This is a genomic window from Moraxella canis, from assembly GCF_034424565.1.
Taxonomy (GTDB): Bacteria; Pseudomonadota; Gammaproteobacteria; order Pseudomonadales; family Moraxellaceae; genus Moraxella; species Moraxella canis.
The window spans coordinates 809494-825612 of sequence record NZ_CP139961.1 but is presented as its reverse complement, the minus strand read 5'-3'; the positions used below and the strand labels follow the sequence as shown (position 1 = coordinate 825612).

Annotated in this window: 14 protein-coding genes; 7 read left to right on the top strand and 7 right to left on the bottom strand. The window is 46.8% G+C overall.

Translation table 11 applies throughout. The features are described 5' to 3' along the window. Positions 1-149: 149 nt before the first annotated feature. Positions 150-1652: a mechanosensitive ion channel gene (locus U0021_RS03700; protein WP_114800391.1), complete on the bottom strand. Its 1503-nt coding sequence runs from the start codon at positions 1650-1652 to the stop codon at positions 150-152. A 296-nt stretch (positions 1653-1948) separates the two neighbouring features. Between U0021_RS03700 and U0021_RS03695 the strand changes: the two genes are divergently transcribed. From U0021_RS03695 to U0021_RS03685, 3 genes are all read left to right on the top strand, one after another. After that, entirely contained in the window at positions 1949-2758 is an 810-nt protein-coding gene (locus U0021_RS03695) for an FKBP-type peptidyl-prolyl cis-trans isomerase (RefSeq protein WP_078256488.1), read from the top strand. A gap of 134 nt (positions 2759-2892) precedes the next feature. Next, entirely contained in the window at positions 2893-3543 is a 651-nt protein-coding gene (gene leuE, locus U0021_RS03690) for a leucine efflux protein LeuE (RefSeq protein ID WP_114800390.1), read from the top strand. 46 nt (positions 3544-3589) lie between these two features. Beyond that, positions 3590-4615: a hypothetical protein gene (locus U0021_RS03685; protein WP_227538694.1), complete on the top strand. Its 1026-nt coding sequence runs from the start codon at positions 3590-3592 to the stop codon at positions 4613-4615. Here the strand turns inward: U0021_RS03685 and U0021_RS03680 are convergent. Together U0021_RS03680 and U0021_RS03675 are read right to left on the bottom strand one after the other, a co-directional pair. Further along, positions 4576-5370: an SGNH/GDSL hydrolase family protein gene (locus U0021_RS03680; RefSeq protein WP_114800389.1), complete on the bottom strand. Its 795-nt coding sequence runs from the start codon at positions 5368-5370 to the stop codon at positions 4576-4578. The genes U0021_RS03685 and U0021_RS03680 overlap by 40 nt on opposite strands. Before the next feature lie 51 nt (positions 5371-5421). Next, positions 5422-6450 carry a bifunctional nicotinamide-nucleotide adenylyltransferase/Nudix hydroxylase gene (locus U0021_RS03675; RefSeq protein ID WP_114800388.1) on the bottom strand — a complete coding sequence of 343 codons (1029 nt, stop codon included), beginning with the start codon at positions 6448-6450 and terminating at the stop codon, positions 5422-5424. 171 nt (positions 6451-6621) lie between these two features. On the opposite strand from U0021_RS03675, the gene nfuA reads away from it, so the two are divergent. Next, positions 6622-7233 (top strand): Fe-S biogenesis protein NfuA, encoded by a 612-nt coding sequence (nfuA, locus tag U0021_RS03670; protein WP_078256492.1) that lies wholly within the window; start codon positions 6622-6624, stop codon positions 7231-7233. Positions 7234-7276: 43 nt separating this feature from the next. Here nfuA and U0021_RS03665 read toward each other — a convergent pair whose 3' ends face one another. The 3 genes from U0021_RS03665 to U0021_RS03655 form a co-directional block, all read right to left on the bottom strand. Next, on the bottom strand, positions 7277-8287 hold the full coding sequence (locus U0021_RS03665; protein ID WP_114800387.1) for an adenosine kinase: 1011 nt from the start codon (positions 8285-8287) through the stop codon (positions 7277-7279). A 134-nt stretch (positions 8288-8421) separates the two neighbouring features. Beyond that, positions 8422-8871, bottom strand: a complete 450-nt coding sequence (locus U0021_RS03660) for a universal stress protein (RefSeq protein ID WP_049237512.1) — start codon at positions 8869-8871, stop codon at positions 8422-8424. Between the two features lie 90 nt (positions 8872-8961). After that, on the bottom strand, positions 8962-9612 hold the full coding sequence (locus tag U0021_RS03655; RefSeq protein WP_114800386.1) for a histidine phosphatase family protein: 651 nt from the start codon (positions 9610-9612) through the stop codon (positions 8962-8964). Between the two features lie 164 nt (positions 9613-9776). Here U0021_RS03655 and U0021_RS03650 point away from each other — a divergent pair, with 164 nt between their 5' ends. After that, complete coding sequence (locus U0021_RS03650; RefSeq protein ID WP_114800385.1) at positions 9777-12743, top strand: insulinase family protein; 2967 nt, start codon at positions 9777-9779, stop codon at positions 12741-12743. 85 nt (positions 12744-12828) lie between these two features. On the opposite strand, the gene U0021_RS03645 is transcribed toward U0021_RS03650, so the two are convergent. Next, a complete protein-coding gene (locus U0021_RS03645) occupies positions 12829-14049 on the bottom strand; it encodes a BaiN/RdsA family NAD(P)/FAD-dependent oxidoreductase (protein ID WP_114800384.1) in 1221 nt (406 codons plus the stop codon). 157 nt (positions 14050-14206) lie between these two features. Here U0021_RS03645 and pgsA point away from each other — a divergent pair, with 157 nt between their 5' ends. Beyond that, positions 14207-14866, top strand: coding sequence for a CDP-diacylglycerol--glycerol-3-phosphate 3-phosphatidyltransferase (pgsA, locus tag U0021_RS03640; RefSeq protein WP_049237506.1), 660 nt, complete (start codon positions 14207-14209; stop codon positions 14864-14866). Positions 14867-14992: 126 nt separating this feature from the next. Beyond that, the gene (locus U0021_RS03635; RefSeq protein WP_327037551.1) at positions 14993-16099 is read left to right on the top strand and encodes an RNA-guided endonuclease InsQ/TnpB family protein; all 1107 of its coding nucleotides are present in this window, start codon (positions 14993-14995) and stop codon (positions 16097-16099) included. Positions 16100-16119 lie beyond the last annotated feature (20 nt).

The following is a 16119-nucleotide window of genomic DNA, read 5'->3' as shown; positions in this document are numbered from 1 at the left end:
GTCTGATTATCACCCGACAAATATCCTTTTGGGATGATGAGTTTTGGTTCATTAAGTGGGTGGTTTGTTTGACTTTTTATAAGATAAAGCCTAGCATATCGCGCCAAAAAAAACGACATCATTTGATGCCGTTTTTTATGATTTAAGGTTTAAAAATGCGACTCGTCATCTTGAGAATTGGGTAAGATGACTTTGTTGTCGGCTTCATTTTCTGCTTTATCTTGAATGCGCTTAAGTAGGCGAGCCGCCGCTTCACGACCACCCAAGCCAAACGCAAGCGCAAATGCTACCGCCACCGCGCCAAGCGTCAAGCCAAAGGCAAGATTGACAATGCTATCAGCAATGCCCATCGCGCGCAGACCCATCGCCAAAACCAAGCCCATGATTAGCACGCGCACGATGTTCGCCAAAAGCCGCGAGCCTTGTTCTGAGCGCTCAACGATGCCCGCGATGAGATTGGCAAGCCAAAACCCGATGACCAAAATCACGGCACCAAGTATGATTTGACCACCAAAGGTGATGAACATCGCTACCAAAGTACGAATTTGCTCAAATCCTAAAATATCCGCTGCCGCAGTCACAGCAAACAACATGGCAAAAAACATGATGGTGCAGCTGATGACATCAGACAGCTTTTGATTGCCCAAAATGCTTTGTAGTCCCACGCGGCTAGGCAGCGCATCCAATTGAATGCTTGCAAGTAACCCTTTGATAATGTTCGTGATCAAGCGAACCGCATAATAGGTGATGATCAAAACGGCAGCCGCCGTAAAGATATTTGGCAGCGCTTCCATGATTTTATTAAGCATATTGGTGGCAGGGCGCGAGATGGCTTCGATCTTTAGCGCATCCAGTGCCGCGATCGTAAAGGGCACAATCACCAATAAAAACGCCAATGAGCCTGCGATGCTTGGCAAATTATTTTGTTCGCTCACGCCGGCTTTTGTCGCCAAAGCTTGGATATTAAAGCCTTGTATAAGATTGGTGACGATGCTGCGGACGACGCGCGCCACAATCAATCCCACAAAGAACACCAAGCCTGCCATCAAGAAATTTGGAATAAAATCAAAGATCTTATCGACCATATTGGTCAATGGTGTGAACAGGCCAGTGAGCCCAAGCTGACCGAGTACCATGGTCAGCACAATGAGTAAAATAAACCAATAAACCACATCAGCGATGGTGCTGCTCATTGGCTTGACGCCGGCTTCGTGAGACAGTTTTTCATCCAAATTGGTTTTATTAAGCGCCATTTTGGCAGAGTTTTTTGCGATGGTTGCAACGCCCCAACCGATCACCCCGACGGCAATGGCGGCAAGCAGATTGGGTAAAAATAGCAGTACTTGATTGATCATATTGGCAAAAGGCACCGAGATCGAGTTTAGGTTCACTTGATTGAGCGCCCCTGAAATCCCAATGATAAAAACAAACCAAAACACAAGCTTAGATAAGATCTGATCTACCTGATAATGTGTTCCTGTTGAGCGCTGAATGCGCCCATTGATATTAAATTTATTCAAAGCTTTTCGAGTGGCGGCAGCTAACACCAAAGCAGCCACCCAACCAAGTAAAAAAATCAAGATGGCGCCGATGATTGAGCCTGCAGGACCCTGCAGTCCCTGATTAAAAATCATCATTCTATGAAAATCCATGTCATACCCCTAAATAACATCCCGCCTAACCTTTGGCTATAAAAGCTTGCACCTACCAAAGGCTGGCTTGATCCATGATTAGCAAACATGGCGAATGCCAGATGATTGCCGATAACTGAGTAAGATTGTAACACCAAACCCAAGCATTAAGCAGCTTTGGTAAATGTATTTTGATAATCTTAACAAGAATAATACAAGCTTTTTATGAAAGATTATTTAAAGCATAGTAAATTAGCCTAATTTTTGATATGATTAGCCAACCTTTTTAGTGACAAATTGTGAAATAGAGACAGTTTATGAAAAAACATGCGTTAGTTGCTGCTGTAGCCGCCACCTTGGTTTTGGCAGGTTGTAATAAAGATTCGTCAGCGGCTGAGCCTAAAGCGGGCGAAAAATCAACCGTCGTTACCGATAAAAGCACCGAAATTGAGCAAGTCAGTTATGTGTTTGGTTATGACGCAGGCAAATCTTTAAAAAGAATTGAAGAGCAGCTTGATATTGATGTCTATATGAAAGCCTTTAAAGATGGCTATGCTGGTGCCGAAAGTGCGTTGACCGAAGCGCAAATCCAGACACTGGGTCAAGCTTATGAAAAGCGTAAGACTGAAGAAGCGATGAAAAAGCAAGAAGAAGCAGCGGCAACCAATAAGGCCGAAGGTGATAAATTCTTAGCCGAAAATGCCAAAAAAGCAGGTGTACAAACCACCGCTTCTGGCCTTCAATATAAGGTGATCACCGAAGGCACAGGCAAATCGCCGACTGCCACCGATGGCGTTTATGCTGCTTATGAAGGCAAGCTGACTGATGGGACGGTATTTGATTCATCAGAAGGCGAAGCGGTACCATTTATGCTAAACCAAGTCATCAAAGGCTGGACAGAAGGGCTTCAGCTGATGAAAGAAGGTGGCAAATATGAGCTGTATGTGCCCAGTGATTTGGCTTATGGCGAAAATGGCGCAGTGAATGCTGGCATCGGTCCAAACAGTGTCCTGATTTTTACCATTGACCTAAAAAAAGTCGCTGACCAAAAAACCATCGAAGCTGAACAGCGTGCGATGATGGAAGCTCAAATGCGTGCCCTTGAGCAAGCACAAGCTCAGCAATAATTGCTGACACGCCAAAAACCACCCCATTGGGTGGTTTTTTATTGCTAAATTCTCACTAAATCATTGCAACCGAAAAATAAATTCGCTATAGTGAGCAAAATCATTGACAGTCTGTCAATTAACATGGATACATCATGCTCGGCACAGCAAACTTATTGACGTATTTTTTGGCGGTGGTCGTGGTGATCATTTTGCCGGGTCCGAACAGTTTGTACTGCCTATCAGTGTCGGCATCGCATGGTCGGGCAGCAGGCTTGCGCGCATTGGTAGGCGTTTTGCTTGGTGATAGCATTCTGATCGTTGCCACCGTATTTGGTGCAGGCGCACTATTAAAGGCGCATCCGCAAGTATTTGAGATACTAAAGCTGATCGGTGGGACTTATTTGGCTTATATTGGGCTTAGGCTATGGATGGGCGCTTATCATACTTTCAAAAATCGCCAAGCCATTCTTGAGGCGACCGTTTCCATCAAGCCGCCCAAGCAACAAAATTATTTTTATCGATCCTTGAGCTTGAGCCTAACCAATCCCAAAGCGATTTTATTTTTTCTGTCGTTTTTTGTGCAGTTTGTTGATCCAAGTTATGACAAGCCGTTGTTGAGTTTTTTGGTTTTGGCAGTGATTTTACAACTGGTCAGCTTGAGTTATCTGATGCTGTTGGTTTATACCGGCAAAGCTTTGGCTGAAAAATTTTCAAAACGCCCTGTCTTTAGTAGCTTTGCGATGTTTGGTGCTGCGATGTTATTTATCGGCTTTGGGGTGAATATGTGGACAAGTCAGTTATAACCTTGCCAATCAATTGGCAGCTAATGGTGAGAATGTAGAGGTTTTGATGCGATTTAAACATGTTATGATTTACGCGCTGATGATGAGCGCGGCGCCGATCGCCTTGGCAAATGAGTCAAATACTCAAGCCAATGACACTCCGCTGCAGACCGAAGCGGAGGAACAGACTCCTGATCAAGACCAGACAGGGTGGGTTGATGAAAATCATCAGAACTTCAAAGACTGGCTTCAAGACAGTGCGGATAATATCGATGGTTGGTTTGGTGAAAAAAGATCAAAACAATCTGCCAGAGCCAGTTTACGCGTGATGGTAGATACGACCTGGAATGAGTATGATGGCACCAAAATTAAGCCGCGTGTGCGAGGTCGAATCAAGCTGCCAACCCTTGAGGATCGTTTTAGCGTGGTTTTTGGTGATGATTCATTGGATTATGAAGCGCATGATGGTGCGCTCAATGATGATCGTACGGTTGCGCCAAACGCCAATGATCGCCGATACGATCGCCGCGAAACACGAGAGAGCAACTCCTCTTTGGCGCTGCGGTGGTCAAATTTTCGCCGTGATAATAAGATCGATGCTGATGTTGACTTAGGTGTTAGATCGAACGATGTCTATATCCGCGCCAAAGCCGAAAAAAAGTGGCAGCTTGATCATGACATTGAGATGCGTTTTGAGCAGATGTATCGCTACGGCACCCACACTGAACATACCGCCGTCTCAACGCTTGAGTTTACTCAGCCGCAGTCGGAGCGTAGAGATTTGGTCAGTCGCAGTCAGCTGCATTATACCCATAAGGGCGACGAAAATTTATATTGGCACAGCAGTTTGTTTCAGCGCCATTTTATACCTGTCAAACATGGCACAGCTGAGCTGAACTATGGCTTATATGTGGGCGGAGACATCGAAGATAAAAAAGCACACCTGAACACTTATGGACCATATGCCGGCTATCGTCAGCCCGTATGGCGCCCTTGGCTGTTCTTACAAAGTGATGTCAGCTATTATAATAACAAACGTGAAGATCGAGACCATCACGTGTCAGTATTTGGGCGAGTCGAAGTCATTTTTTGATCAAATCTTTGACTGATGGCTTTTGTGATCACCTGAGCCCAAAGATCGTAGGTGATGGCACTGGGATGAAAGCCATCAATGGCAAACAGCTTATCAATGCTGTGCTCATCTAGAGAAAACTCGCCCAGTAAATACATCGCTTTGCCTGTTTGATCGGCTTGGCTGGTGTCAGCAAGCAGCTGATCAAGGCGCACCGCTTGGGCTTGGATGAAGTGATTTAGCGGTCTTGGTAAAGCAGGCATCAGATGCATGGGCGGCAAACTCAAAAAGATGATTTGCTTGGCGCTAAATTTTCTTACCAAGATCTGAATCATGGCTTGGATATTGTCTTGCCAGTGGGTATCGGAAGTTTGCTTTAGCACATCATTGACGCCCATGCTGATCACGACTGTCTCTACAGGGCGGGCGCTCAAGGCATAAAGTCTTGCCAAAATTTGATGGCTGGTATGCCCAGAAGTGGCGTGCAGATGATAATCGATGCGCCCAAATCTACCACCCTGTAAATGCTTGGCAAGATGAAAGATTAGACGCCCCAATGCGGCTTGAGATTGAGTTGCGACACCCACACCTGCCCCTGCCGAATCCCCGATGACCATCAGGCGTATCGTCGCTAGGTCTTGTCTGCTATCATCGATCACAAAGCTGCCAGTTCTATCACCGCTTGGCTCATCTAAGCTGATGACCGATTTTTTGACTGTGCGTGCTTGATGCAAATATAGGGGAATGAGTAACCAGTCGCGTTTACGAAATTTCATATCAAATCGCCAAATTTTTGCCAAATTCTAAGCGCTCATCTGATCGCTGCGTCAGAGTCTTAATAATTTGCAAATGATGCCATAATGATCTTCAAACATGGTTTGGGCGTCCAGCTGTGATAGCGGCAGCCAAAAAGCAGAATCGGCATCATCACCGCCTTGGACATTAGGCAGCTTCTCTTGGGGTGGCAACTCAAAATAATACGCCATGGTCACCGTCCGAGCGCGCTGGCTGCGTCCAGGTGCATCAAATAAGTGGCTTGCTTTTAGGCTGTTTTTGAGTAATTTGCTATCCAGCTGTGTTTCTTCTTGGACCTCGCGAATGCAGGCGTGATAAAAATCTTCATCGCCATCCACAAAGCCGCCAGGCAGTGCATAGAGCCCACGCCCATAGTCACCCCCTCGCTTGACCAATAAAATATGACCAGATTGCACGATCACGGCATCGCTTGTGATGAGACTTGGGGGATAGGGCGCCTCTTGCCAAGCGGCTTGATATGCTTGAATGTGCTGATATTCGCGCTTAAGATAATGATAGCTATCTGTGCGCTCAAACGCATCTAAAAACTCGCCACTGGCAGTAGTCAGCCTCTCAAACGCGGTGGACTTTTTATCCAAATCATCACCAAAATATGCTTTTCTGATCGGCGTGGCGGATAGCCCTTGAAAATTATCTACCTCAAAGCTGTCATACTGGGGAAAAAGATGCAGATAATACGAGCTTTCGTCTTTGGTGTGCCCGATGATGCCGATGCGTTTTTGGGCGCTGTCGCCTGTCATGCTCGTTATGGCGCGCTGCACACCGATCAGCCATTTATTATCATTATAAGTGGCGTCGTTAATGGGGATACAGTGTATGCGCTCACGCTCAAGTTCGCCAAAACTATTTAAAATCATGGTGCGCCGCTCATCGGCAGTGAACGGATTTTTTGGGGTGCGTGGTGCGTTCGCCGAGCCAATCAAAACAATCACCCGATCTGCATGCGCCAGTGCCTGCATCACGACATGATGATGACCTTGGTGAAATGGCTGAAACCGCCCAATAAAAACCAAATAATCAAACTGCCGTGATGAGTGCATATTTTTATCCAAAATTTAAAAAAGTTGGGTTGATAAAGTTAGTCTATGTTACCATATAGGATAAAGATTTGCATGATTTGTTGCTTAGGGTTCAAGAGTGCCATCGCTTGATGGGCTTGATTTGGGCTTAAGCCATGTTATTTTGACAGGATAATTAAAAAGAGAATTGCCATGAGCGAAGCTTTAACCAGTAATATTAAGATCACAGAGTCTGCCCAAGATTACCTTGCTGAGCTGCTTGCTAAGCAAGCGGTTGAGGGGATTGGCGTGCGTATTTTTGTGGAACATGCAGGTACGCCGCGTGCCGAGTGCTGCATGAGCTACTGTCAGCCTGATGAAGTTGATGAGGCAGATTTGCACATTGACTATGCCAAATTTACCGCACACATTGATGCTGATAGCATTCCTTATCTGCATGACGCGGTGATTGATTATAATAAAGATCGCTTTGGTGGTCAGCTGACTTTCCGCGCGCCCAACTCAAAAGTGCCACAAGTCGGCGAAAATGCCAGTATCGAAGAGCGCATTAATTATGTGCTGCAATCAGAAATCAACCCAAGTCTTGCAGGTCACGGCGGTTCGGTAGAGCTTTTGGAAGTCATCGAAGATGAAGCGGGTCTGACGGCTGTGCTGAAGTTCGGCGGCGGCTGTCAAGGCTGTTCGGCGGTGGATGTCACCTTGCGTCAAGGGGTGGAGGTACAGCTAAAGCAGCAAATTCCTGAGCTGACCCAAGTGGTGGATGACACCGACCACAGCGTCTCGGACAATGCATATTATAAATAATTTGAATAAAACCCCCTTTGATGATCGTCAAAGGGGGTTTGTCTTATATGACAGAATCTTTAATGGCTTGATAGTCTTTAACCAAGAGGCGTGGACCAAACTGACTGACAATTGCAGACGCCACCGCAGCAGCTAAGCGGCCGCAGCTTGGCAAGTCCAAACCTTGTGATAAGCCGTATAAAAAAGCACCGGCATAGTTATCACCTGCACCATTGGTGTCGATGACTTGGCTGACAGCGACACTCTCAATGCTGTGCTCAATGATGCCATTATCGCCGCGGCAGGCTATGGTCGTAGGCTTATCGGAATTGGTGATGACCACCAAGTCGCTATATTTAAGCAGTGCATTGACAGGGTCAGCATCGCCATCTGCCTCGGCAAATAGTGCTGCTTCATCAGCATTACAGAACACGGCATCCACGCCTCGGCTTAGCATGGCAGTCAGCCCATCTTTGGCAAATTTAACGACGGCAGGATCAGCAAAGCTCACCGCAATCTTAGCGCCAGCAGCGCGCGCCTGTTTGTGCATCTCGCCAAGTGCTTCGCTGATAGAAGGCGACATGGCTAGATAGCCTTCTAAGTACAGCCACTTTGCACCCATCAGCGTCTGAAAATTAATATTAGTAGCGTCAATCTCGCTGCTTGCCCCCAAGTGAGTCTGCATCGTGCGCTCTCCGTCTGGTGTCACCAGTACGGCGCAGGAGCCCGTCGTACCATTGACTTGTACGGCATAATCAGCATCTGTATCGACGCCAGAGTCTGCCAAATCTCCCAAATAAAAATCCCCCATATCATCACCCCCGACTCGGCAGTGATAATAAGCACGACCACCCAAAGCTGCAAATGCCACCATGCTATTGGCTGCCGAACCGCCGCCAGCTTGTTTGGCAGGTTTTAGATTTTGTTCATCCAGCTTGGCAAACAGCGCATTTTGGGTATCGGTATCTGCCAGTGTCATATTACCGCGGGTCAAACCTGTGGCATCTAAAGCATCATCAGATAGGGTAAACTCAGTATCAACCAAGGCATTGCCGATGGCAACTACATCATACATGGCGCATTCTCTTTGAATTGTGGGGTGGATGGCTGATTGATGCCATCAGCTTAGCATTAATCAGTGATTTAATACAAATTAAAATAAGCCATCTGATCGTCACAATCAAACGACTTATTTATGAGATATCAGGATCAGTCGGCGGCTAATTGAACGACCAATAGATCGCTTTCAACATCAGGCAAGATGCTATCAGCAGTCGCGCCAGCAATCCACGCTGACAGACCTGTTCGCTTATGGCGACCAATCACCACTAAGTCCACCGCATGCGCTCGGCAATAATCAACAATGCCTTTACGCCCTGAGATGGCGGTCTTGATATTGACATGGTGCGCCTGCAAGTGGTTGCGCGCAAGCACTTCTGCTAGGCGTACACGAGCTTTTTGGCAGCGTTCATCGTCGATTTGTTCGTGCAAGGCTGACGCAGGGATCAGCTCATACCCAAAGCCAAGCATGGTCTCTTCGACGATGTGTAAGACCGAAAGCTGAGCTTGTGGTTCTGACTCCAAAATCCATTTGGCTTTTTGAGCGACCAGGTCGGTGTCGTCTTTTAGGTCGGTCACGAGTAATACATGCTGATACATCACTTTCTCCTTAGTTTGCCAAGCCGTTGGGTTAGTTTTAGTATATCAAAAGCTTGGTGATAAATCATCTTGGATTTGCTAAATTTTACCTTACATGATCAGGCTTTTGTCATTGTCATCGCTATGGAGTTTGCCAATCTGTTCGCCATTATCTGAGATGGTCAGCAGATACACATCGCAGTTATTTGGGCGGACAGCCAGCTCATACGCAGCAAAGGCGCGCTTATCATGGACTTTTTGACCATCGGCATGAAGCAGCTGCCAAACGAGCATCCCAATCCACATGCCATGGGTAAAGACCACATAATCGCCATCATCCATTTGGGCAAAAGCTTGTCTTGCGGTCTTGACGCGCGTCACGAATTCATCAAAAGAGTCTGTCTGATCGCTGTCACGATGGGCGTTATCGGTTGCCCAAAATTCATCTGCCATTACGCGAATTTCGGCTAAGCACTTTCGCTCAATCCTTTGAAAATTCAGCATATTAAATTCTTGGAGCGCATCAATAAGCTGACTTTCACGCCCAAGCTTGGTCAAATAAGGCTTGGCGGTCTGTGCGGTACGAATATATGGCGACACAAACACCGCTTGTGGATTGGGCAGCATTTTTATGAGCTTTGCGCTGAGTGTTTCGGCTTGTTTGATGCCCAGTTCGGTCAGATTGATGAGATGATTTTGGTTGATGATAATGCCTGCGTTGGATTCGCTTTGGGCATGACGGATAAGAAAAAATCGTTTCATAGAAAGCTAATATGAGCGCTAAAAGTGGCTGTATAAAAATCGCTAAAACAGGTGTCTTTGATGGATCAAAGCGCATAAGAAATCATAATTATGTTAAAATAACACACTTTTTTCGATAAATATATGACTTAATAAACAGTTTAACCAAAATTTTGGACAATTTCATGACGACACTTCATTCAAGTTTTGAGCTGATCGACAAGCGCAGCATTGAGGCGCTTGACATCACCGTTTTGACTTCGCGCCACCGTGCCACTGGTGCCATCCATTACCATTTGGCGTGCGATCATAGCGAAAATGCTCTGATGATCGGCTTTGCGACGCAGCCGATGACATCGCGCGGCGAGGCGCACATCCTAGAGCATGTGGTGCTGTGTGGCTCCGAAAAATACCCCGTGCGCGACCCATTTTTTAGTATGATTAAGCGGTCTTTGAATACCTTTATGAATGCGATGACGGCGAGCGATTGGACGGTTTATCCCTTTGCCAGTCAAAATAAAAAAGACTTTTTTAATTTATTGTCGGTGTATTTGGATGCGGTGTTTTTTCCCAATATTCATCCGCTTGACTTTGCCCAAGAGGGTATTCGCGTTGAGATCAATCAAGACAATCAGCCTGAATACCACGGCATTGTATTTAATGAAATGAAAGGGGCGATGAGTGGCGAGATCGATCAGCTGTATTATGCCTTAGCGCCGCATCTGTTTCCGACGACGACTTATCACTATAATTCGGGCGGCGATCCTGCCAAGATCCCTGATCTGACGCATGAAGATTTGGTGGCGTTTCATCAGGCGCATTATCACCCAAGCAATGCCATCATCATGAGCTTTGGCGATATCGCAGTCGATGACATCCAAGCTAGGATTCATGACGAGGCTTTGTCACGCTTTGATGACATCCAACGACCAGCAAAAGGTAGAAAATTTTCATCTGTGCTTGAAAAGTCTTTGGATGCGCCAATCCAAGTGAATGACACTTACAGCTCAGACAGCGCCGATCAGCAGATGACCCATCATGTACTGGCATGGCTTTTGCCAACGATCACCGATCCGCGCCTGCGCCTGTCGCTGCGCTTAGTGGAGGGGGTGCTGGCTGAACACAGCGGCTCGCCTTTGCGTGCGTATTTAGAAAGCCATCCACTTGCGACCGCACCAAGTCCGCTGCTTGGGCTTGATGACAGTCATTATCAGATGGCGTTTTATGCTGGCGTGCGTGGTTCGGAGCCTGAACATGCCGAAGAATTAGAACAGGGGATTTTGGCGTTATTAAACCAAATTGCCGATCATCCAATTTCCCAAGAAGTCATTGAAACCATTTTACATCAAATTGAAATTGATCAGCGTCATATCGGCGGCGATAGCATGCCGTATGGGCTTACCTTGATGCTTGAGGCGTTTAGTACTGCGATTCATGGCGGAGATCCATTGGATGTGTGGCAGATTGATGAGCACTTAGCATGGCTCAAACAAAAAGCCCAAGAGCCAAATTGGGTACAAAATTTGATTCGTGAATATTTGATTGATAATCCGCACCGCGTCCGCTTGACGCTGTCGCCCGATACCCAAAAAGCGGCGCGCCTGATTGCTGATGAGCACGCTGCTTTGGCAGCCTTGGATGCGACGCTCAACGATGATGATAAACAAGCGCTAATCAAACAGGCTCTGGCATTGAAAGCTCGCCAAGCGGCACCTGATGATATCAGCGTATTGCCAAAAGTGGGGCTTGAAGATGTGCCAAGCCAAGTGGCATTCACTCAAGGCATTAAGACCACGCTGACGGCAGACGATCAAGAATACCCTGTGCATCTGTATCATGCGGGCACCAATGGACTGTATTATTATCAAGTGATCACACCGCTAACCGATGAGGTGACAGATCAGGTGATGAATAATCCATTGTTGCCACTGTACTTGACGCTTTTGTCGGAAGTGGGTACCAAAAAATATGACGCGCGGACTTTTCAAGCGGTACAAGCGTCGCATTCCTCTGGCGTGACAGCGCGCATCAGTCAGCGCACAGATTTGGCAGATCCTCAGAGACTGAGCAGTTATTTTGTGGTTGCCACGCGCGCATTGAACCGTAAACTTGAAGCCGTTGAGCTGGTCAGCGAGGTGCTCAATGACTCAATTTTTAGTGAAACAGACCGTATTCGTGAGATTTTACAGCAAAAGCAAAGCAGCTGGCAGGCTCGGCTGGCTGGAGCGGGGCATGCCTATGCCATGCAGACAGCCTCTCGTCAGATGAGTTGTCAGGCGCGTACCGAATATGCCTACTCTGGCTTGCCTGCATTAGCAGCGCTCAAATCATTTTTGGCATCCGCGCAGTCTCATGAGGCGCTTTGGGACAGTCTATGCCATCGACTCAGTGAGCTGCACCAAGCCTTGATAGGCTTACCAAAGCAGGTGCTACTTGTATGTGAAGAGCAGGCAAGTCAAAAGCTATTAAATGAAATCTCAAAGCACATTAATGCGCCAAAAGCCGATACATCAGATGAGTGGTCGCATGAGCCGCTTGTATTTGATACATTAAATGCTGTGCGTGAAGATGATGCACCAAAAACCGCTTGGCTGATCTCAACCAATGTCTATCATAATGCCGCAGCTTATCAGGCGACCACTTCAGGGCATGAAGATACGCCAGCTTTGATGGTACTTGCGCCATTTTTGCGTCATGGGTATTTGCATAGCGCCATCAGAGAAAAGGGTGGTGCATATGGCGGCGGCGCCAGTTTTGATAGCAATGCTGCGGCGTTTCGTTTTTATAGCTACCGCGATCCACACTGTGCCGAGACTTTTGCACATTTTGACAAAAGCATTGATTGGCTTTTGGAAAATGAGCATGAGACCGAGCAGCTACACGAAGCGATTTTGGGGATTATCTCAGGTATGGATAAGCCAGGCTCACCTGCAGGCGAAGCGGTTAAGTCATGCTTTAGCGAGCTGCATCACCGTGATCAAGCGTGGCAGCAGCAGCTACGCGCCAATATCTTGTCGGTCACCATCGACGATCTAAAGCGTGTGGCGAGAAAATATCTCAAAGATCAGCCATGCTACAAAGCATCGCTTGCGCCGATGGAATCTGAGTCTGTACTGAACGAGATGGGTTTTGAGATCAAAAAATTGGGCTAGTATTGAGCTAAGTTCGAGAATGCCTACATGCACCAAGCCTAAGTTTGGATTTGATAAACTTGGGCTTGGTGCATCCTAAGTGTGATTACCACCGCATGCCAATACTTTCGGCGCAGGCATAAGCGCTCGCCCATGCCCAAGCAAAATTGTAACCACCCAGCCAGCCTGTCACATCAAGCACCTCGCCAATGAAATACAAATTTGGCTGCAAGCGTGATTCCATCGTCTTACCTGACACCTCACGCGTATCAACGCCGCCCAAAGTCACTTCTGCCACACGATAGCCCTCGGTACCGCTTGGCTTGAGTGTCCAAGCGTTCAGCTGTGCGCCAATGTGACGGATGATGTCATCTTTTAGATTGGCAAGCTCAGTGTCTTGATATGCCTGCCACAAAAGCGCCTCAAGTGCCGTGATGAGCTTTTTAGGCAGTAGGGGCGTCAGCGCAGTGCGTATCAGCTGCTTTGGGTGGGCGCGCTTGGCATCCAAAAGATACTGGATCATATCTTGGTGTGGCAAAAGATCGATGGTGATGTGCTCACCTAATTGCCAGTAGTTTGACAGCTGTAGCATGGCAGGACCTGACAAACCGCGATGCGTAAATAACATCGGCAGTGCAAATGATGCCTTGTCATTATAAGCAACCACATCTAGGCTTAGTCCTGCCAATGACTTGATCATCTCACCTGTTTTATCGGTAAAAGTAAAAGGCACCAATCCTGCACGAGTTGGGATGATTTGATGCCCAAATTGGGTCGCTACTTGATAACCAAAGCCACTGGCTCCAAGTGTCGGAATAGATAAGCCGCCAGTGGCGATCACCAATGAGCTTGCTTGTATGGTGATCGCCAAATCATTGCGCTTGTGTTTGGTGCTAACCATAAACCCTGCGTCGTTGGCACAAATACGCTCAACTGCCGTATCTAGCCGAATCTGCACGCCAGCAGTGCGGCATTCATTAAGCAGCATCGCCAAGATATCTTTGGCGCTATGCTTACAAAACAGCTGACCATACTCGCGCTCTTGATAAGCCACCTGATGGCGATCGACCAATGCGATGAAATCTTCTGGCTGATATTTTGATAAGGCAGATTTGACAAAATGCGGATTTTGGCTGATGAAATGACGCGGCTCAACTTGGCGATTGATAAAATTGCATCGCCCGCCGCCAGACATGAGAATTTTTTTGCCAGCTTTATTGGCATGATCAATCACGAGCACCGATTTGCCATACGCGGCTGCGTTAAAGGCGCAAAACAGCCCCGAAGCCCCCGCGCCGATGATAAGGGTATCTACACTTATGCTCACAAAAACTCACCGATGGATAAATAAAATAAAAGGCGACTTATGGTAGCATTTTTGGCAACCAAAAGCACGATTTGAAATCACCGAAATTCAGTAAAATCCATGGCAAATCGCCCAAAAATTCGGTATCATAATACAAATTTATCAAAAACCAAGCTGCATGAGTTCAAATCCACAATCTGAGCAAGTCAAAAAACCCTCAGTATTTAATTTACCTAATAATCTGACCATCGCGCGCATTGTGATGATTCCTTTGTTTGTGGCGATCGCCTATTGGCCGCCAGCGCTTGGCATTGGTATGCCTGCGATTCCTGATAATGCCATCGCGCGCCTAGGGATGATGGATTATAGCGATAGTATGCTTAGGCATTTGATCTTGACGCTGCTGTTTGTTTTGGCGGCGGTGACAGACTGGCTGGATGGTTATTTGGCTCGGCGTATGAATATCACATCGGCATTTGGGCGGTTCTTGGATCCTGTGGCAGACAAGCTGATGGTCGCCGCTGCGCTGATCGTCCTTGTGCAGTGGCATCCAAATATCGTGATGGCAACGAGCGCGATTGTGATTATTTCGCGCGAGATTGCGGTATCGGCGCTGCGTGAGTGGATGGCTGAGCTTGGTGCGCGCACGAGTGTCGCGGTATCCTATGTTGGCAAACTCAAAACCACATTTCAGATGATTGCCATCACTGTGTTTTTGCTCAATTGGCAATCGCTTGAGATGATCGGCTATGTGCTGATGGTCATCGCGGTGATTTTGACGCTTTGGTCAATGATCATTTATCTAAGAGCAGCTTGGCCCTACCTTAAGCAGCCATAAAAAGCCGTCCTAAAAACGGCTTTTTTATCCACCACCGCCGTAAAACCACCGACTTCAGGCGGTGGATATCAGGCGGTAAATCTCACTTTTTAATCTCTTAGCTTAATAAAATGATATAATAAACCCATGAAAACACTCAAGCTACGCATCAAAGATAAACACACAGACCAACTAAACCGCCTAAGCGGTTCGGTCAATTTCGTGTGGAATTATGTCAATGACTTGGGTTATAACTATTTACAGCGCACAGGCAAATTCTTATCTGCCTATGATTTAAACGACTACACCAAAGGCAGTGGTGAGCTACTAGGCTTACATTCTCAAACCATTCAAGCCATCAATGAAACCCATGCTAAAAGTCGTAAGCAGTTTAAGAAGGCAAAACTTAATTGGCGAACCAATCGCCCAACAGCAAAACGCAAATCACTGGGCTGGATACCCTTTAAGAAATCAGCCATCAAACACATCGCTACTCACCAAACAGGCAAAAAAGGCTTAAAATCAACCCTGCAACTGAGTCTGGCCAAAGGGCAAAAGCTAGTCATTGACCTATGGGATAGCTACAACCTATCACTATATCAAATCAACACTTGCGAAATTGTCCAAGACAGCCGTCACCGCTGGTATGCGTGTCTCACTGTCAAAGAATACCCAAAAACCGAGTGCGGAACAGGTAGTGTAGGTATTGACTTAGGACTTAAAGACAGTGCGACCACCTCAAACGGTGACAAGCTAACCATTAAGCAAACGCTCAAATATGCAAAACAATTAGCGATAGCCCAACGCTCAAACAACAAAAAACGTATCAAGGCTATCCATGCCAAAATCAAAAATACACGGCAAGACCTCATCCACAAATTCACCACCCAATTAGTCAAGGATAACGCCCTAATCGTGGTAGGCGATATTAAAACCACTCAATTTAACAGTAAAAAAGGCAAACTCGCCAAATCGGTTTACGATGCTGGTTGGTTTGAATTAAAGCGACAACTGGAATACAAATGTCAGCAGACAGGCTGTCGCTTGGAAATCGTATCAGAAAGATACACTACCCAGACTTGTTCGTGCTGTGGCGCCATCAGCGACAGTAGTCCGAAAGGTAGGACAGGTCTTGGAATAAGAGAATGGACTTGTGCAAAGTGTGGCGCACGGCATGATAGAGATATCAATGCCAGTAAAAACATTCTTGCGGTCGGGCTTGACCGTCTAGCTGTAGGAATCCCCGAACGATAGGGCGGGGAGGAAGTCAAGTA